This is a genomic window from Cohnella hashimotonis (assembly GCF_030014955.1).
GTDB lineage: Bacteria > Bacillota > Bacilli > Paenibacillales > Paenibacillaceae > Cohnella > Cohnella hashimotonis.
This window is the reverse complement of the sequence record NZ_JAGRPV010000001.1, coordinates 1,942,803-1,959,836: the sequence shown is the minus strand read 5'-3', so window position 1 is coordinate 1,959,836 and position 17,034 is coordinate 1,942,803. Positions and strand designations below refer to the sequence as shown.

General features: G+C 60.0%; 17 protein-coding genes, 2 tRNA genes and 1 pseudogene. 9 read left to right on the top strand and 11 right to left on the bottom strand.

Going from position 1 to position 17,034, the window contains the following annotated elements; genetic code table 11:
- Nucleotides 1-15: 15 nt before the first annotated feature.
- The 4 genes from clpX to KB449_RS07640 form a co-directional block, all read right to left on the bottom strand.
- Nucleotides 16-1,272 (bottom strand): ATP-dependent protease ATP-binding subunit ClpX, encoded by a 1,257-nt coding sequence (gene clpX / locus KB449_RS07655; RefSeq protein WP_217597306.1) that lies wholly within the window; start codon nucleotides 1,270-1,272, stop codon nucleotides 16-18.
- 11 nt (nucleotides 1,273-1,283) lie between these two features.
- Complete coding sequence (clpP, locus tag KB449_RS07650) at nucleotides 1,284-1,874, bottom strand: ATP-dependent Clp endopeptidase proteolytic subunit ClpP (protein ID WP_090115565.1); 591 nt, start codon at nucleotides 1,872-1,874, stop codon at nucleotides 1,284-1,286.
- Between the two features lie 199 nt (nucleotides 1,875-2,073).
- Nucleotides 2,074-3,363: a trigger factor gene (gene tig, locus KB449_RS07645; protein WP_282907808.1), complete on the bottom strand. Its 1,290-nt coding sequence runs from the start codon at nucleotides 3,361-3,363 to the stop codon at nucleotides 2,074-2,076.
- Nucleotides 3,364-3,473: 110 nt separating this feature from the next.
- Nucleotides 3,474-4,388 (bottom strand): HEAT repeat domain-containing protein, encoded by a 915-nt coding sequence (locus KB449_RS07640; RefSeq protein ID WP_282907807.1) that lies wholly within the window; start codon nucleotides 4,386-4,388, stop codon nucleotides 3,474-3,476.
- 139 nt (nucleotides 4,389-4,527) lie between these two features.
- On the opposite strand from KB449_RS07640, the gene KB449_RS07635 reads away from it, so the two are divergent.
- The 6 genes from KB449_RS07635 to KB449_RS07610 all read left to right on the top strand — a co-directional run bounded on the left by KB449_RS07635 (nucleotide 4,528) and on the right by KB449_RS07610 (nucleotide 8,460).
- Nucleotides 4,528-4,601: transfer RNA gene (locus KB449_RS07635), tRNA-Gly, on the top strand.
- Nucleotides 4,602-4,684: 83 nt separating this feature from the next.
- Complete coding sequence (locus tag KB449_RS07630; protein ID WP_282907806.1) at nucleotides 4,685-5,275, top strand: GNAT family N-acetyltransferase; 591 nt, start codon at nucleotides 4,685-4,687, stop codon at nucleotides 5,273-5,275.
- Nucleotides 5,276-5,324: 49 nt separating this feature from the next.
- A tRNA-Arg gene (locus KB449_RS07625) sits at nucleotides 5,325-5,401 on the top strand.
- A gap of 430 nt (nucleotides 5,402-5,831) precedes the next feature.
- Nucleotides 5,832-6,737, top strand: coding sequence for an AraC family transcriptional regulator (locus tag KB449_RS07620; RefSeq protein WP_282907805.1), 906 nt, complete (start codon nucleotides 5,832-5,834; stop codon nucleotides 6,735-6,737).
- A 110-nt stretch (nucleotides 6,738-6,847) separates the two neighbouring features.
- Nucleotides 6,848-7,480: a D-sedoheptulose-7-phosphate isomerase gene (locus KB449_RS07615; RefSeq protein WP_282907804.1), complete on the top strand. Its 633-nt coding sequence runs from the start codon at nucleotides 6,848-6,850 to the stop codon at nucleotides 7,478-7,480.
- Complete coding sequence (locus KB449_RS07610; RefSeq protein WP_282907803.1) at nucleotides 7,477-8,460, top strand: ROK family protein; 984 nt, start codon at nucleotides 7,477-7,479, stop codon at nucleotides 8,458-8,460. The genes KB449_RS07615 and KB449_RS07610 overlap by 4 nt, the downstream gene beginning before the upstream one ends.
- A gap of 103 nt (nucleotides 8,461-8,563) precedes the next feature.
- Here the strand turns inward: KB449_RS07610 and KB449_RS07605 are convergent.
- Both KB449_RS07605 and KB449_RS07600 read right to left on the bottom strand, forming a co-directional pair.
- Nucleotides 8,564-8,752, bottom strand: a pseudogene (locus tag KB449_RS07605) (manganese catalase family protein); the annotation flags it as partial.
- A gap of 218 nt (nucleotides 8,753-8,970) precedes the next feature.
- Nucleotides 8,971-9,561 carry a thymidine kinase gene (locus KB449_RS07600; protein WP_282907802.1) on the bottom strand — a complete coding sequence of 197 codons (591 nt, stop codon included), beginning with the start codon at nucleotides 9,559-9,561 and terminating at the stop codon, nucleotides 8,971-8,973.
- A gap of 128 nt (nucleotides 9,562-9,689) precedes the next feature.
- Between KB449_RS07600 and KB449_RS07595 the strand changes: the two genes are divergently transcribed.
- The gene (locus tag KB449_RS07595; RefSeq protein ID WP_282912758.1) at nucleotides 9,690-10,118 is read left to right on the top strand and encodes an EamA family transporter; all 429 of its coding nucleotides are present in this window, start codon (nucleotides 9,690-9,692) and stop codon (nucleotides 10,116-10,118) included.
- Between the two features lie 5 nt (nucleotides 10,119-10,123).
- Here KB449_RS07595 and KB449_RS07590 read toward each other — a convergent pair whose 3' ends face one another.
- From KB449_RS07590 to KB449_RS07580, 3 genes are all read right to left on the bottom strand, one after another.
- Nucleotides 10,124-11,068 carry a DUF4850 domain-containing protein gene (locus KB449_RS07590; protein ID WP_282907801.1) on the bottom strand — a complete coding sequence of 315 codons (945 nt, stop codon included), beginning with the start codon at nucleotides 11,066-11,068 and terminating at the stop codon, nucleotides 10,124-10,126.
- A 93-nt stretch (nucleotides 11,069-11,161) separates the two neighbouring features.
- Nucleotides 11,162-11,296 (bottom strand): hypothetical protein, encoded by a 135-nt coding sequence (locus KB449_RS07585; protein WP_282907800.1) that lies wholly within the window; start codon nucleotides 11,294-11,296, stop codon nucleotides 11,162-11,164.
- A 36-nt stretch (nucleotides 11,297-11,332) separates the two neighbouring features.
- Entirely contained in the window at nucleotides 11,333-11,683 is a 351-nt protein-coding gene (locus tag KB449_RS07580) for a hypothetical protein (RefSeq protein WP_282907799.1), read from the bottom strand.
- Between the two features lie 149 nt (nucleotides 11,684-11,832).
- Between KB449_RS07580 and asnB the strand changes: the two genes are divergently transcribed.
- Complete coding sequence (asnB, locus tag KB449_RS07575; protein WP_282907798.1) at nucleotides 11,833-13,686, top strand: asparagine synthase (glutamine-hydrolyzing); 1,854 nt, start codon at nucleotides 11,833-11,835, stop codon at nucleotides 13,684-13,686.
- 422 nt (nucleotides 13,687-14,108) lie between these two features.
- Here asnB and rdgB read toward each other — a convergent pair whose 3' ends face one another.
- Both rdgB and rph read right to left on the bottom strand, forming a co-directional pair.
- A complete protein-coding gene (rdgB, locus tag KB449_RS07570; RefSeq protein WP_282907797.1) occupies nucleotides 14,109-14,771 on the bottom strand; it encodes an RdgB/HAM1 family non-canonical purine NTP pyrophosphatase in 663 nt (220 codons plus the stop codon).
- On the bottom strand, nucleotides 14,768-15,514 hold the full coding sequence (rph, locus tag KB449_RS07565; RefSeq protein WP_282907796.1) for a ribonuclease PH: 747 nt from the start codon (nucleotides 15,512-15,514) through the stop codon (nucleotides 14,768-14,770). The genes rdgB and rph overlap by 4 nt, the downstream gene beginning before the upstream one ends.
- Nucleotides 15,515-15,699: 185 nt before the next feature.
- Here rph and KB449_RS07560 point away from each other — a divergent pair, with 185 nt between their 5' ends.
- On the top strand, nucleotides 15,700-17,025 hold the full coding sequence (locus KB449_RS07560) for a spore germination protein (RefSeq protein WP_282907795.1): 1,326 nt from the start codon (nucleotides 15,700-15,702) through the stop codon (nucleotides 17,023-17,025).
- Nucleotides 17,026-17,034 lie beyond the last annotated feature (9 nt).

Here is a 17,034-nt window from a genome sequence, read left to right as displayed (position 1 = left end):
CGGAATAGAGGCGCTTTATGCGCTCTCTTCTTTTTTCTTGGTTTTCTTGTTCGTCAGCTCGGGCGCGATCTTGTCGCGCACGACCTTCTCCGTGATGACACAAGAATTGACGTCGTCGCGGGACGGCACCTCGTACATCACTTCAAGCATAATGCCTTCGATGATGGCACGCAGGCCGCGGGCGCCCGTGTTGCGCTTGATCGCTTCGCGGGCGATCTCTTCGAGCGCGCCTTGCTCGAAATCGAGCTTGACGTTGTCCATCTCGAGGAGCTTCTGGTATTGCTTGACCAGCGCGTTCTTCGGCTCGGACAGAATGCGCACCAGCGCGGCTTCGTCAAGCGGCTCGAGCGAGGAGATGACCGGCAAACGGCCGACGAACTCGGGGATCAGGCCGAACTTCAGCAGATCCTCCGGTTGAACGAGGGACAAATATTCGCCGGGCTTGAGCTCCTTCTGACCTTCGAGGGCCGCGCTGAAGCCGATGACCTTCTTGCCGATGCGGCGCTTGATGATCTGCTCGAGGCCGTCGAATGCGCCGCCGCACAGGAAGAGAATGTTCGTCGTATCGATCTGGATGAACTCCTGGTGCGGGTGCTTGCGTCCGCCCTGCGGAGGCACGGAGGCGACGGTGCCCTCGAGAATCTTCAGCAGCGCCTGCTGGACGCCTTCGCCGGACACGTCGCGAGTGATCGACGGGTTCTCGGACTTGCGAGCCACTTTGTCGATCTCATCGATATAGATAATGCCGCGTTCGGCCTTTTCTACGTCGTAGTCCGCAGCTTGAATCAGCTTGAGCAAAATGTTCTCGACGTCTTCGCCTACGTAGCCGGCTTCCGTCAGGGAAGTGGCGTCGGCGATCGCAAACGGCACGTTCAAAATTTTGGCCATCGTCTGCGCGAGCAGCGTCTTGCCCGAGCCCGTAGGGCCGACGAGCATGATGTTGCTCTTCTGCAATTCGACGTCCTCGATCTTGCTTTGCGAGTTAATCCGCTTGTAGTGATTATAAACGGCGACGGACAGCGATTTTTTTGCTTGCTCCTGGCCGATGACGTACTGGTCTAGAATATTGCGAATCTCGATCGGCTTCGGAATATCCTTGAGATCGAGCTCTTCCTCGTGTCCGAGCTCCTCCTCGACGATCTCCGTGCACAGCTCGATGCACTCGTCGCATATATAGACGCCCGGTCCGGCTACCAGCTTGCGAACCTGATCCTGCGACTTGCCGCAGAAGGAACACTTCAGCTGGCCCTTCTCGTCGTTGAACTTAAACATGGAATCACTCCTTATACGTTGGTCGGAGAAGAGATGACCTTGTCGATCAGCCCGTAAGCCTGCGCTTCATCGGCGCTCATGAAGTTATCGCGGTCGGTATCCCGCTCGATCTTCTCGTACGGCTGTCCGGTCCGGTCTACATAGATCTTGTTCAGCTTCTCCTTGGTCTTGACGATCCAATCGGCGTGAATCTTGATATCGGAAGCCTGCCCCCGCACGCCGCCGAGCGGCTGGTGGATCATGATCTCGCTGTTCGGAAGCGCGAAGCGCTTGCCGGGAGCGCCCGCCGTCAGCAGCAGAGATCCCATGCTCGCGGCCATGCCGACGCAGATCGTGCTCACCGGAGGCTTGATGTACTGCATCGTATCGTAAATACCCATGCCGGCCGTAACCGAACCGCCAGGGGAATTGATATAAAGATGGATGTCCTTCTCCGGGTCTTCTGCGGCGAGGAACAACAGCTGGGCCATGATGAGATTGGCGACATCGTCATCAATCGCACTGCCTAGAAATATGATTCTGTCCTTTAGCAACCGCGAGTAGATGTCATAAGACCGCTCTCCGCGGTTAGTCTGTTCAACGACCATAGGGACCAATGCCATACGCGCCAACCTCTTTTCTGAAATGGACTTCGCGATTCGGTAATATTCTAACATGTTCATACCCGAATGTCATGTCGGCGAAAAAGCCGCTTGCTTCGCGTATATTCGGAGCATATGTAGGGTTAAAAATGAGGCACGCGAAGATCACGTGCCTCATGATTATGAACCGGAGGCCGACGATGCGTCGGACCTGCGGCGATTATGCGCTCTTGCTGTTCTCCAGCAGGAACTTGACGGCCTTGCGGACCTTGAGGTCGGCGTTCAGCGTGTCGATGTAACCGTTGGAGCCGAAAATCGTGCGCAGCTCGTCGGCAGAACGGTTGTACATCTTGGACAGGTTGTCCAGCTCCGCGGACAGCTCGTCCTCGGAGATCTCGAGGTTCTCCGCGTTCGCGATCGCTTCGAGCACCAGGTTGTTGCGGACGCGCTTCTCGGCGTCGACGCGCATCTGGCCCTTCAGCGCTTCCTCGTCCTGGCCGCTGAATTGGTAGTACAGGTCCAGCGTCATGCCTTGCATGCGCAGACGGCTCTCGAAATCCTTCAGCATGCTGTCGATCTCGGACTCGATCATCGCAGCCGGGATCTCAAGCTCGGCGCCTTCGGCTGCCTTGTCGATCAAGGCGTTTTCCTTGGCTGCTTCGGCTTCTTTTTCCTTGCGCTCCTTCAGCTTGCTCGTCAGGTCCGCTTTGTATTCGTCGAACGTGTCGAACTCGCTGACGTCCTTCGCGAACTCGTCGTCCAGGGCAGGCAGGTTCTTGCGCTTGATCTCGTGCAGCTTCACCTTGAACACGACATCCTTGCCGGCAAGGTTCTCGGCTTGGTAGTTCTCCGGGAACGTGACGTTGATTTCCTTGTCCTCGGCAATGTTCAGGCCGACAACTTGCTCTTCGAAGCCCGGAATGAAGGAGCCGGAACCGAGTTCGAGCGAATAGCGCTCGCCCTTGCCGCCTTCGAACGGCTCGCCGTCCAGGAAGCCTTCGAAGTCGATGATCGTGGTGTCGCCGTTTTGCGCGGGGCCTTCGTCGACGACGACGAGCTCGGCATGGCGGTTCTGCAGGCGCTCGAGTTCGGCATTGATTTCTTCTTCTTTGACTTCGGTCTCCGCGGCAGGAGCTTCGAGGCCCTTGTACTCGCCCAGCGTCACTTCGGGCTTAACGGTAACTTTGGCTTTGAAAATGAAGGACTGTCCCTTGCCGAACTGCTCGACGTCCACGTCGGGACGGTCTACCGGCACGATGCCCGTCTGTTCGACGGCTTCGCTGTACGCGCCTGGCAGCAGAATATCGATCGCGTCCTGGTACAGGCTCTCGATGCCGAAGCGGGATTCGAAGATGCCGCGCGGTACTTTGCCTTTGCGGAAGCCGGGTACGTTTACTTTTTGAACGACTTTCTTAAAGGCCTTGTCAAGCGCCTCGGCGACCTTCGCCTCGTCGATCTCGACCTCCAGAACGCCAAGGTTCTTCTCTATTTTTTCCCATTTTGCTTGCATAATATTCAATCCCTCCGAAGACGTCTTGCCGCCAGATGCGGCCGATTGACATAAACCATTTTATTATAGAACAATACTGGCAGCGAATTCAAGGCAAAAACGGGCGCAAATCAGACCGTATCCGCTCCGTACATCCGCAGCCAGCGCAGCGCCTGCTCGTACCGAAACCGCAGCTCGCCCGTAATTCCGTACTGCTCCCGCGTCCATTCGTCGCCCGTCTGACCGTGGAGCTTCTCGAGCAAATGCTGGTGAAGCGCCGCCGCCCACAGATCCGATGCGCCGTCGTCGGCCTCCATCATCCATTTGAAAACGTTGGAGCCGTAAGCCGCCTGCACGCATTCCCGCCACATCTCGTCGGCAAAGTAAGAGAGCGCAGGATCGGACACCTCCGCCATTCGGCTCAGCCGCTCCGGCACATCGAGCACCGCGCGCGGGAATTCCTCGAACGACAGCGGCGTCTCCTCGATCTCGAGCGACAGCGCCTCGCCGTCCCGAAGCATGACCGCCGTCCCTTCCGCCCCGAACCTGCGGAGCAGCTGCAGCGCCCGGAACTGCACGAGCGGATGGCGCTCGCGTTCGGACAGCCATCGCCGCAGCGCCTCTTCGGCTTCGGGTCCCGGGAGATGCGCCATTTGGCCTAGCGCCAGCAGCTGCTGCTCGGGGTCCTCGTTATCGAATAGCATGGATACGAGCCGCTGCAAATAGGCGGGATCCTCTGCCGCCCGCCCCAGCACCCGCTGTCTGAGAACGGCATCCGCGTCCTCGTCCTCCTCGACCGCGTCATCCGCCTCTTCTCCCGGGAGTCCCGTTGCCGTCGCCTCCGGAAAAGCGGCCTCCAGCCAGCCAAGCAGCGCCTGCCACTCGGTATGATGCCGCTCCGCTTCGCCTCCGCACTGCAGCAGGAAGTCCAACAGGCCCTTGGCTTCCCCGTATCGCTCCGTCTCGAGCATGCGCGTCAATTTGATCTGATAGTAGTCCAAGGTCTTGGGAAACAAGACCAGATTGTCCCCAGTGAAGTCCGACACGCCGCGAACCCCTTCCTCCATCGCTGTCCGAGCGCTTGCTTGTTCAGTCCGATTCAGGAATTATATCATGAAGACGCGGCAAATTAAAAAGCGGCGCATTGCCTAGCGCGGCCAAGCTATGCTATTATACTACTGCTACGCGGGTGTAGTTCAATGGCAGAACGCCAGCTTCCCAAGCTTGAGGCGTGGGTTCGATTCCCATCACCCGCTCCAACCGCATAACCGACGAGTCTCTGTTGCCGCAGAGGCTTTTTTGTTTCCAAGCTTTAATTATGATAATGGAGGCGACATACGCGATGCTGATCAGATCCGCAGGCCCTGCCGATGCGGCAGCGGTATCCAAGCTGGTGCTGCTGGCCATCGAAGACATCGCCTACCGGCTCACCGGCGAACGTACCGAGGCGGCCGTGCTGGCCAAGCTTGCCGAATACTACCGCTTGCCCGGCAACCGTTTCAGCGCCGAACGCCACGCGCTGCTCGTCGCCGAGGGGAATGAACCGGCCGGCACGATTTTGTGTTATGGCGGCGATCTGACGGATGCGCTCTACGCCCCTATCGCCCGGCTGCTGCTGGAAGCAGGCTTCAGTGACGTCGTGCAGGATCGCGAAGCCGACGAAGACGAATTTTATATCGATGCCGTCGCCGTCTTTCCGGCATATCAAGGTCGCGGGTTCGCCAAGGCGCTCATCCGCCATGCAGAGTCGGTGGCGGTCGCGCAGGGTTACGCAGCAATCGGGCTGAACGTCGATATTGAAAAAGACGGCGCGCGCGCCCTGTACGCCCGGCTCGGGTTCGAGGAAGACAAGCGCGTCTCCATTAACGGCCATCCGTACAGGCATATGCGCAAGCCGCTTCGCGTGCCGGTCGGTCGTGCCGCCGAATTTTAAATTAGTACTTGAGCGGAGCACCGTCCCTGTGGTAATATAATCAAGCTGTGTCCCAATAGCTCAGCTGGATAGAGCACACGCCTTCTAAGCGTGCGGTCGGGGGTTCGAATCCCTCTTGGGACGCCAGTTTTGACTGTTTCCTTTTGGTTCATATAAATGAAAGAGAGCCGATAGCCCTTTATTTCCAAGGGTTTTCGGCTCTTTTGCTATTCCTCATCCCGGTCCAAGGTAGGGACGCCGGGCCACCGGCTCCCGCTCGTCTTGATGCGGGATGGCGGCCGCCTCCCTGCGCGGGAAGACGACGCCCTGTTTCGTCCGCCACCTCCAGCGAATCGTTGCCTGTGACAAGCTAACCCGCCTCTGCTCCGGGTTGTCGATCATGAGGCAGACCGGCCGCTGCGAACGCTTTATATAATAGTAAGCAAGCTTCTTGGACAAGTAATAATCTAGCGACCGCGTCGGAAAACTGCGGTCAGCCGCCAAGCGAAAAAGCCTGCGTACCACCAATCGTAGTATAGTGGGGAGAAAAGACGCTTTCATGCAGGAGGAGACCGCCGTGTCCCGAAAATGGCTCGAACGGCTCAGCGCAGCCGACTATTTGAACCGGGGCGAGGCTTTGGCCGTGTCCGAATACGAGATCGTCCGCAACTGGGAGCTCCATGCGCACGACTTTTACGAGATGGAGCTGGTGCTGTCAGGCGCGGGCAGCCAGCGCATCAACGGCGCGGAGATGGCACTCTCGCGAGGAACTTTTTCGCTGCTCTCGCCCGCGGATGCGCATGAGGTGACTTTAGCGCCGGGAGGCGCCCTTCGGCTCGTGAACTGCAAATTTTCGGGCGCGCTGCTGGACGACGAGCTGCTCGAATTGCTGTTGGAAGCCCCCGGGCCGCTCGCCGTGCAGCTCGGAGAGGAGGCGACTTCGTTGCTCGAGGCCGAGCTGGCGCGGCTGCGCCAGGAGACGGAGCGGACATCGCTCGCTCGCGCCGCGGCGGTGCGGTACACGCTAGGCCGAATCGTGATCGATGTGCTGCGCGCGAGCGAACGCGGCAGCGCCGTCGACGGAGCGGCAGGACCCATCGTTCGGGAGTATGAAGTCAGGCGCGCGCTGCGTTATATTCATTTGCATTACCGGGAATCCATCAGTCTCGCCGAGGCTGCGGCGCAGCTGCATCTGTCTCCGGGCTATTTCAGCGAGAAGTTCAAGGATTGGACGGGCGAGACGTTCAGCGCATACGTGCAGCGGCTCCGCGTGTCCTATGCGGATCGACTGCTATCCGGTTCCTCGCTCCCGATTACTGAGATCGCCTATAATGCCGGATTCGGGTCACTTGCCTACTTTATCCGCGTGTACAAGCAGTATCGCGGCATATCACCGAGCGCTTCCCGCAAGCGGGAGGAAGGCTCTTCGCAGGATGAACGTCTGACCTTGAACGGGAATCCGACGCAGAACGAACGTCAGTGATTTTCCGAAAAAAGTGCAATCCGCAGGATAAAAAGACAAGAACAGGCACCCGCTTCCCCGCTACACTCGGAAGGAATCCATCCAATCCTGCAATCGGCGGAGGCCTTCCTATGACTGTCTGGCATCATTTGTTCGCTCGCTATCCCGAGCTCCATGTGCTCGAAGCCGAGCTTGATGCGTCTCTTCGCATCTGTCTGCAAGTCTACCGCGGCGGCGGCAAGCTGCTGCTCTGCGGCAACGGCGGCAGCGCGTCCGACTGCGACCATATCGTCGGAGAATTAATGAAGGGTTTTATGAAAAAGCGGCCGCTCTCGGCCGGCGAATGCGAGCGCTTCGAAGCCGCGCTGCCCGGCGAAGGGCGTCGTCTCGCCGATCGCCTGCAGGCTTCGCTGCCGGCGATCTCGCTGTCTGCGCACGCAGCGCTGTGCACCGCCGTCGCCAACGATATGGACGCCGAGCTCGTCTATGCGCAGCAGGTGCTCGGCTACGCGAGAGACGGCGACGCGCTGATCGCGATCAGCACGTCCGGCAACTCCGCCAACGTCGTGCGCGCGGCCCAGGCCGCCAAAGCCGCCGGCATTCCGGTCATCGGCATGACGGGCCGATCCGGCGGCAGGCTCGCGGCGCTGTGCGACGCGGCCATCGCCGTCCCGGCCTATACGACGCCGGACGTCCAGGAGCGTCATCTGCCGATCTATCATGCGCTGTGCATCGCGATCGAGGAGGCGCTGTTCGCCTCATGAAGCTGCTCGCGGGCATCGATATCGGCGGCACGAAGTGCGCCGTCAGTCTGGGACGACCGACGATGGACGGCATCGAGATCGTCGGCAAGCAAATGCTGCCTACGGCCGGCACGCCTGAATTCATGATCGGCAGCCTGCTGGACGGGCTCGATGCGCTGCTTGCCACAGCCGGCGCCGCCGCGCCGGACGCCGTCGGCATCAGCTGCGGCGGGCCGCTCGACGCAAGCCGAGGACTGATCTTATCTCCGCCCAACCTGCCCGGCTGGGACCTGGTCGACATCGTCGGCGCCGTACGGCAGCGGCAAGCCGCACCCGTCGCGCTGCAAAACGACGCCAACGCCTGCGCGCTGGCGGAGTGGCAATGGGGAGCGGGCCGGGGGACGGACCATATGGTTTTCTTGACCTTCGGCACGGGTCTTGGCGCCGGCTTGATTCTGAACGGCAGGCTATATGCCGGCGCTAACGGTATGGCCGGGGAAGCCGGGCATATCCGGCTGTCCGAATTCGGTCCGGTCGGCTATGGCAAGCTCGGCTCGTTCGAAGGCTTCTGCAGCGGCGGCGGCATCGCCCAGCTTGGTGCCTCGCTGGCGCTGGAGCAGCTGCAGCGCGGCCATGCCCCCTCCTATTGCGCCTCCGTCTCCGAGCTCGGCGGGATTACCGCGCTGCGGGTCGGCGAGGCGGCGCTGGCCGGAGACGAGACGGCGCTTGCGGCGATGCGCATCAGCGGCGACCGTCTGGGCCAGGGCCTTGCCGTGCTCGTGGACCTGTTCAATCCCGAGCGCATAGTGATCGGCAGCATCTACGCGAAGCTGCGTCCGTTGCTCGAGCCGCCGATGCAGGCCGCATTGAAGCGGGAGGCGCTGACACATGCGCTAAGCGCATGCAGCGTCCTGCCTGCGGCGCTCGACGATCGGGTCGGCGACTATGCGGGCTTGTCGGTCGCATCGGACGCCTTGCGACGAAGCGGACAATCCGGCTGATTCCCGTTTATTGCCCGCTCGTCGGGCAACTCCATACGGCGCTCCGCAAGCAAAGAAGTCCCGATGGCTGGCAGCCGTCGGAACTTCTTTCATCCGGTCAAATTTAACGCGTCATGTCGACCAATCCCGGCGCGTGCTCATTTGGCATGTCGGGCAGCTGCGGCACCGGGAAGCCTTGCGGCGGTGGCGTCACAGAGAGCGGCCCGCCTTTGCGGTTTGGGGATCGGCCTTGGAATATTTCCCCGATCCGGGTCGGATCCGGCCGGAAGTTGAACTGGACGTTTTGATAGCCGGCTTGTCCGGCTTGATGATATTGATAAGCTCTTCCTTGTAATAATACACGTAATAGCCTCCAGTCGGACAAAGGGTCCCTTTTATGCGAACTGAGGGTTAGGCTGGTCGTCCCCTCTTCCTTGTACCCGGCAGAATAAAAGGAAAAAATCCCCGCGCCTCGCGCACGAGACTCGGGGATTCATATTGATCAAGCGGATGCGCGCTCCAAAGTTCGACTCAAAGACCGCCCTGAAACGTCTTGCGATAACAGCTTCTGCACACCGGCTTGTAATCGTCGTTGCCGCCGATCATGATCTGATCGCCTTCGTTCACCGGCACGCCGCCCACGGAACGGACGACCATCGTCGCCTTGCGGTCGCAGTGCCAGCAGATCGTCTTGATCTCTTCGATCTTGTCGGCGTTGACGAGCAGGTTGTAGCTGCCCTCGAACAACTCGTTGCGGAAATCGTTCTTCAGCCCGAACGCCATCACGGGAATATCGAGCTCGTCGACGATCCAGGTGAGCTCCAGCACCTGCCGCTTGTTGAGAAATTGCGCCTCGTCCACAAGTACGCAAGAGATACGCTGCCCGTCGCCGCTCTGCTCCCTGCGAACGAGCTCGAACAGGTCGGTGTCCGCCGCTACCGGAATCGCGGGTCGCGTCATGCCGGTGCGGGAGCCGACAACGTTGGTGCCGATACGCGTATCGATGGCGGGGGTAAAGAGAAGCACGCGCTTCCCCTGCTCTTCGTAATTGTGCGCGACTTTGATAATTTCGATCGATTTCCCGCTGTTCATTGTGCCATACTTAAAGTATAAATGTGCCACGCCGTTTGCCTCCATGCTGCCGTGATCTAGCGTTCGATCGCTTCCGTACTATTATAACACCGATCGTGCGCTACGGTGACGGCGCAGGCGAAGCTGTACCTACAACCGTTATGGAGGTTTTCTTGAAAATGGGAATCTGGCTCATCTATGCATTGCTATCCGCAGCGGCCGCCGCGCTCGTCGCCGTCTTCGGCAAGATCGGACTGCAAAACATCGATTCGAACGCGGCGACGGCCGTAAGATCCGTCATTATGGCCGTCTTCATGCTCGGCGTAGTGGTCGTCCAAGGGAAATGGGCCGAACTGGGTACGATCTGGGGACACAAAAAGGCGTTAACCTTCGTAGCGCTCAGCGGCGTAGCCGGCGCCGTATCCTGGATGTTTTACTTCCTCGCGCTCAAGTACGGCAAGGTTGCGCAGGTCGGCCCGGTCGACAAGCTTAGCGTCGTGATTGCCGCGCTGCTCGCGTTTCTTTTTCTCGGAGAAAAAATTACGCTGCTAAACGGAATCGGCATCGGGCTGATTACGGTCGGCGTCATCCTGACCGCGCTCAAGTAAGCGCCTTAGCGATCGCCGTACATCCATTCGTAAAAAGCGATCATCGTCTCGGCAACAGCCCGATCCTCCTGCGCATACCCCGTTCTTGCCGTTCTGAACAAGCTGCCTCCTTCATGCTCCTCGTATGCGGCCCCAAGCACGCCGTAACCGTCACGCCCATTGTCCGACGTTTCGGTAAATTCGATCATCCTGTCGCCGATCGGCTTCGAGGACAAGTACGTCTTAGGCGTATCTGCAGGGAATCCCTGCTCCTCCGCCCACTTCGCCAACTCCGGAAAGTAGGCGCCGATATCGGCGATCGCGCAGCCCTGGCAGCTGCCCGCCGTATCGATCGTATCCAGGAACTGCCCTGCATCGACCGAATTTTCGGCGTGCATGCCGAATGAGCCATTCGCGCCGACAGACCCCGTGACCGTCCAATCCCTCGGTGCAAGCATCATGAATCCTTGGTTGTCGTAGCCTAGATTCATCCAATAGACTGCCAGCTTGGACGCCAGCTTCTTCGGAACGACAAACCCTTGCGCAGGCAGGTCCGACTCCGGCAGCAAGGAAGGCGGTTCTCCGTCCCCGTCCCCGTCGACGCCGTATGCGGTCGGCACGCCGACCAGCGGCAGCGAGACGGCGGCTTCTCCGGTCTCGCCGTCGAACATGATTGTCCGCGACACGCTCGCAGAGGTGGCTGCAGTGAGCGAAGATGGAGACGACGCTGGCGACGGGCTGACTGCATCGGCGAGACTGTCCACTTCAGGGGCGCCCGACGACGGTTCGTCGACTGGCGCAGCTCCTGCGGCAGTCGTTCCCGACACGGCTGCGACGGTCTCTTTGGCCGTTTGCGCCTGGTCGGCGCCGTTATTATTCCCGCAGGCGCTAAGCCAGGCCGGCGCCATGACGAACAGCGCGGCGATTACGATTCGCCGCGCTGCCTTATTTCCAAATGAGGTCGCAAACATCATTTCAAACTCCCTTATTTTCCCGTTTGGAAAATAAGACGAGACGGAGGTCCGCCAAGTTGCACGGTTTCGGTTTCCATCGCGATTCTAGGATTACCGGTTGTGGGGCGAAGCGGGCGCGTTTTGCGCCGGATGGTTGCCTTCCGTCGACTTGATCACCGCTTCGGCAAATTCCTCGCCCCGTTCGGCGTAGCTGTTGCCTTTATTCTTTTTCCTTTTTCCGGGCATGCCAATCCCTCCTCTCGCTGTTTAAGCTGACCGGCCCTAGACAAGCGCCTGCTCGAGCGCCTCCCGCACCTCGCCGATCGCGACGATCTGCCGACCGAATAGGTGTCTGTCTTCTCCTGCCGCATGATCGGGACCGCTGAACAGCTGATCCGTTACGTCCTCGGTGGCGGCGTAGACGGGGAGCTCGGCGATGCCGATGACGCCCGGCTCCAGGAAGGAATCCTCCTTCATCACGCGGACGAGCTGCAGCCTGCCGTCGTCTTCCTTGCGGAAATACGCCAGCAGCCGCGGCGCGCGCGCAAAGTCGGTATGCACCTCTACCTCGCCGTACAGCTGCCTGCCTCTCGCCAGCACTCTTCGAAAAGCGGCGTGCCTAACCGTCAACATGGCCGCATTCCTCTCCTTTCGGACGCCCGTTCTTAATTTTTCCGCAAGGACAGACATTTTACTCTCAATTCCGCATACACATCTTTTGATTGGTTTTGCCCCATTCATAAGGCAGCCAGGCAATACCAGCGGGGAGGTTGCGATAGGCCATGTGCGGAATAACAGGCTGGATCGATTGGAACCGGGACTTGACGCAACAGGCCGACGCGCTCGAGCGCATGACGGAAACGCTGGAGCTGCGCGGCCCCGACGCCTCGGGCACGTGGCTCTCCCGCCATTGCGCGTTCGGACACCGGCGCCTGTCCGTCATGGATCCGGCGAACGGCGCGCAGCCGATGATACGTCCGTCCAAGGAAGCGGAGGACCACGACTGCGTCATCGTTTACAACGGCGAATTGTACAACGCGCCCGAGTTGAAAAGGGAGCTGCTCACGCTCGGCTACGCGTTCAAGACGAACTGCGATACGGAAGTGCTGCTGCAAGCTTACATCGAGTGGGGACCGTCTTGCGTGGAGCGGCTCAACGGCATTTTTGCGTTTGCCGTATGGCATTCGCTCGAACAGACGCTGTTCGCCGCGCGCGACCGTCTTGGGGTCAAGCCGTTGTTCTACCGGCATGACGAAGGCCGGTTCCTATTTGGCTCAGAGCCGAAAGCGGTATTGGCGCACCCGGACGTAGAGCCGGAGATTGACGGCGAAGGACTCGCGGAGCTGTTCGTGCTCGGTCCTGCGAGGACACCCGGTCACGGCATCTGGCGCGGACTGTCCGAGCTGAAGCCGGGTCAGACGCTCAGCTTCGACCGGAACGGCCTGCGCATCCGGACGTACTGGCAGCTCGAGAGCCGGGAACACGAGGACGACGAAGCAGCGACGGCGGCCCGTATCGGCGAGCTGCTCGCCGATACGCTCGAACGCCAGCTCGCCTCCGACGTGCCCGTATGCACGCTGCTGTCCGGCGGGCTCGACTCCAGCGCTCTGACCGCGCTCGCAGTCGCCTATTACAACCGCACGGGACAGGGCAACGTCGACACGTATTCGGTAGACTACGTCGACAACGATAAGCATTTTAAGGCACATGCCTTCCAGCCGAACGCCGATGCGCCGTGGATCGCCCGGATGGTCGAGCATCTGCGTACGGTCCATCATCCGATCCAGTTCGACACGCCCGAACTCGTCGAGGCGCTCGAGGCGGCCGTCCGGGCCAAGGACTATCCCGGGATGGCGGATATCGACGCTTCCCTTTATCTGTTCTGCAGGGAAATAAAAAAAGGCGCAACCGTCGCCGTCTCCGGCGAAGCCGCGGACGAAGTGTTCGGCGGCTACCCGTGGTTCCACCGCAAGGAAGCGCTGGAAGCTAACACGTTCCCTTGGTCGCTGTCCGTTGATCTTCGGGAGAGCATTCTGTCGCCAGTCGTACTCGAGACGGTCCGGCCGCGGGAGTACGTAGCCGACCGGTACGCGCAGGCCGTGAGCGAGGTGCCGGCGCTGCCCGGCGAAAACGAAGAGCAGCGGCTCATGCGCCGCATGTCGTACCTGAACATCACCCGGTTCATGCCGACGCTGCTGGACCGCAAGGACCGGATGAGCATGGCTGCAGGACTTGAAGTGCGGGTACCTTACTGCGATCATCGCCTGGTCGATTACGTGTTTAACGTTCCCTGGAAAATCAAGCAGGCGGGCGACCGGGAGAAAGGCATCCTTCGCAAATCGCTCGAGGGCGTCCTGCCGAGCGACGTGCTGTACCGGAAAAAGAGTCCCTATCCGAAAACGCATAATCCGAATTACCTGTCAGCGGTGAAATCGCGTCTGCTGGAGCGCCTCGACGATGTCTCGTCTCCGCTCCTGCTGTTGATCGACGGGAAAAAGGTCCGGCAAATCGCCGAAACGGCCGATGCCGGCACGAACCTGCCCTGGTTCGGCCAGCTCATGAGCGGTCCTCAGCTGTTCGCCTACCTGCTGCAGGTCGATTATTGGCTGCGGGAATATAAAGTCCGGCTCGTATAGTCGGTGCGGAAAACCTGTCGATGGTTCATCCGCCAGCCGTTCCAATAGTCCCGCGATCGCCCGCGTCGTTCCTTTTCCGCAAAGCCTGCAAATATACATCTATTTCTGCCGATGTCGGCCCTTTTCAAGCGGATAGATGCCAAAACGCAGTTATTTTCCTCCATCAGCCGAATTTCCGGCTTGTGCGCTGAATTTACCTGCACATTTGCAGGTATTTTATCAGGTGCTGTGGGTGGGGAGAAAATACATGTATAAATGCAGGCATTGAGGCCGCATGCCATCGAAAAGTTCCGGCACGTCCAAAAAAGTTTACTGACGCGAATCGTCGCAATTGGTTGCTTTCTGATCAAACAAAAAAGGGATGAGGCAGAAATAAAGCTGCCTTATCCCTTTTTTGTTTGCTGGCTGCAATCCCGACAGACTCAGCGCTCCGCCTCGGGCGCGCCCAGGAGGCGAAGCAGCTTCGCCAGCGCTTGCCCGCGGTGGCTGATCGCGTTTTTCTCGCTTACGCTTAGCTCCGCCATCGCTCTTCCGTGCGACGGGAGCCAGAACAACGGGTCGTAACCGAACCCGCCCGCACCGCGGGGCGCGCCGGTGACGATGCCTTCGACCGCGCCCTCCGCGCTCAGCGTGTCGCCGCCCGGCTTATAAAGAACGAGGCAGCTCACGAAGCGCCCTGAGCTAAGCGCGTCCTCCGCCCCGCCCGCCTCAGCGGCGGCCACCGAAGCCCCGGCGGCGCGCAGCTCGCGAACGAGCTTCGCGTTGTTGTCCGCATCGGTCGCGCCTTCGCCCGCATAGCGAGCCGAATAAACGCCGGGCGCGCCGCCGAGCGCGTCGACGCACAGGCCCGAGTCGTCCGCCAGCGCGGGCAGCCCGGTCGCGAGCGACACCGCCCTCGCCTTGATCGCAGCATTCGCCTCGAACGTATCGCCGTCCTCGACGATTTCCGGAATATCCCGCCCGCCTTCGAATTCGGTCAAGTCGGCTACCTTCACGCCAAGCGCGGCGAAGGCCGCCCTGAACTCCGCCGTCTTCCCTTTGTTGCGCGTTGCGACGAGCAGCGTATCCCCCGGCGCCAGCCTCATGTCCGCACCGTGCCGATCCTCGCGCCCGCTTCGCCTAGCGCCTGCTTCTGCAGCTCGATCAGTCTCGCGATGCCCGATTCCGCAAGCGCCAGCATGCCGTCAAGCTCCGCCCGCGAGAACGGCTTCTCCTCGCCCGTTCCCTGGACTTCAACGAATGCGCCCGCGCCCGTCATCACGACGTTCATGTCCACCTTCGCCTTGGAATCCTCCGCGTAGTTCAAGTCGAGCAGCGCGGCGTCGCCCAGCACGCCCACGCTTACCGAAGCCAAATAGTCGGTCAGCGGATACTTCGCGAACGCGTTCGTGCCCGCAAGCTTGTGCACGGCGAGCGCGAGCGCGATGAACGCGCCCGTAATCGACGTCGTCCGCGTGCCTCCGTCCGCCTGCAGCACGTCACAGTCCAAGGTGATCGTCCGCTCACCGAGCGCTTCCAGGTTGACGACGGAGCGGAGCGCCCGCCCGATCAGCCGCTGGATTTCCATCGTGCGTCCGACTTGTTTCCCTTTCACAGATTCCCGTTGATTGCGCGAATGGGTCGCTCGTGGCAGCATCGCGTATTCGGCCGTCACCCAGCCTTTGCCCTGCCCCTTCAGAAACGGCGGCACGCGCTCCTCGACCGTTGCCGTGACGAGCACCTTCGTATCGCCCATCTCGATCTGCACCGAGCCTTCGGCGTATTTGTTCGGATTCAGCACGACGGCCATCGGTCTCAGCTCGCCGGCATCTCTTCCGTCCGATCTCATGATTGCCATTCCTCCTTGAGCTAAAGCGACGGGACAAGCGTCCCCCCGACAAATCCATCCCATTTTACCAGAGTGCACGGTCAAAAGCATCATCGGTCCCCTTAAGCATGCCGAAGCTGCGTAACGAATGAGTCCCCGGATTCAGGGCATCCTAGCCGGGAATGGAAATGAAAGGAGGTCCCGCCATGCTTGAAAAGGTAAAGGATATTCTCGGCACGCCTTCCGATTTTACGGCCGAAACGATGGACAACGGTTACGCCAAGATGCAGATTTGCTTTTTCCCGGGCATGTGCGACATGGACCAGCTCAAAGACGCCATCGTCGTGCCTTTTTCCTACCGGTTCGACCCGGACGAATTCCGAAGAATGCTGCATACGAGCATCGGATTCATGAAGGATGTCCCCGAGGACCAATGGGTCGATTTTTTGCTCAAAGGATACATCATTCTGGAATACGAGGGAGAAGTCTTCGTATTCCGCGCGATAAGGAGAATGCAGACCCAGCCCGACCAGACGCAAGTGGAGGCGTCCCTGCAGGGCCCGCAATCCGCTTTTACCGAAAATCTCGATCTCAATCTGACGCTTGTCCGCAACCTGTACAACGTTCCCGAGCTGACGGTAGAAAACTTCGAGCCGCAAAACCAGTCCAAATCCAAAATCGCCTTGCTTTACGATCGCACCAAACGCAACGAAACGACGCTGGAGGAGGTACGCAAGCGGCTGCGCAACCTGGACGAAGGCCTGCTCTTGTCCGCCGGACAGCTAGCCAAGCAGATCTCGCAAGCCAAGTACCGCTTGTTCCCGATCACGCAGATCACCGAGCGACCGGACCGCCTCAGCATCCATCTGAACAAAGGGAAGCTGGCCGTCCTGATGGACGGCAGCCGGTTCGCCATCTTGCTGCCCGTGCACTTTTTCGACTTCATGTATGCAATGGACGACCATTACGAGCCGTCCTGGATGAGCCGCTTCCTGATCGGCCTGCGATACGTCTCGATGATGCTGACGCTTTTGCTGCCGGCGCTTTATATCTCGATCGTGTCCTACAACCCCGAGGTGTTCCGGGTCCAGCTCGCGTTCACGATCGACGGGAGCCGCGCGGCCGTGCCTTATCCGTCCTTCATCGAAGTGCTGCTTATGCTGTTCATGATCGAGGCGCTTATCGAGGCCAGCCTCCGACTGCCCCGGTCGGTCGGCTCGACGGCTGCGACGGTCGGCGGTCTGATTCTGGGGCAAGCCGCCCAGCAGGCGGGTCTGGTCAGCAGCATCATGATCATCGTCACGTCCGTCGTGGCCATCTCCAACTTCGTCATTCCGAACTCTACGTTTAGCTACTTCATTCGCATATTGAAGTACGCGTTCGTCCTCGTAGCCGTCTTCGCGGGACTCGTCGGCGTCGTGGTCGGCATATTCATGCTCGTCGTGTATTTGTGCAACATGCGAAGCTTCGGCGAGCCTTACTTCGCCCTGTTCCAGAGCAAGGCGGGCAAAGCCAGCGACAACATCAAATAAGCGAGCGTA

Bases quoted from the DNA above. Each gene is read 5' to 3' on its own strand.
- KB449_RS07615 (WP_282907804.1), top strand. From the start codon at position 6,848: ATGACTGTCTGGCATCATTTGTTCGCTCGCTATCCCGAGCTCCATGTG.
- KB449_RS07610 (WP_282907803.1), top strand. From the start codon at position 7,477: ATGAAGCTGCTCGCGGGCATCGATATCGGCGGCACGAAGTGCGCCGTC.
- asnB (WP_282907798.1), top strand. From the start codon at position 11,833: ATGTGCGGAATAACAGGCTGGATCGATTGGAACCGGGACTTGACGCAA.
- KB449_RS07585 (WP_282907800.1), bottom strand. From the start codon at position 11,296: ATGCCCGGAAAAAGGAAAAAGAATAAAGGCAACAGCTACGCCGAACGG.
- rdgB (WP_282907797.1), bottom strand. From the start codon at position 14,771: ATGAGGCTGGCGCCGGGGGATACGCTGCTCGTCGCAACGCGCAACAAA.
- KB449_RS07560 (WP_282907795.1), top strand. From the start codon at position 15,700: ATGCTTGAAAAGGTAAAGGATATTCTCGGCACGCCTTCCGATTTTACG.
- KB449_RS07630 (WP_282907806.1), top strand. From the start codon at position 4,685: ATGCTGATCAGATCCGCAGGCCCTGCCGATGCGGCAGCGGTATCCAAG.
- clpP (WP_090115565.1), bottom strand. From the start codon at position 1,874: ATGGCATTGGTCCCTATGGTCGTTGAACAGACTAACCGCGGAGAGCGG.
- KB449_RS07590 (WP_282907801.1), bottom strand. From the start codon at position 11,068: ATGTTTGCGACCTCATTTGGAAATAAGGCAGCGCGGCGAATCGTAATC.
- rph (WP_282907796.1), bottom strand. From the start codon at position 15,514: ATGAGATCGGACGGAAGAGATGCCGGCGAGCTGAGACCGATGGCCGTC.
- clpX (WP_217597306.1), bottom strand. From the start codon at position 1,272: ATGTTTAAGTTCAACGACGAGAAGGGCCAGCTGAAGTGTTCCTTCTGC.
- KB449_RS07580 (WP_282907799.1), bottom strand. From the start codon at position 11,683: ATGTTGACGGTTAGGCACGCCGCTTTTCGAAGAGTGCTGGCGAGAGGC.
- tig (WP_282907808.1), bottom strand. From the start codon at position 3,363: ATGCAAGCAAAATGGGAAAAAATAGAGAAGAACCTTGGCGTTCTGGAG.
- KB449_RS07595 (WP_282912758.1), top strand. From the start codon at position 9,690: ATGGGAATCTGGCTCATCTATGCATTGCTATCCGCAGCGGCCGCCGCG.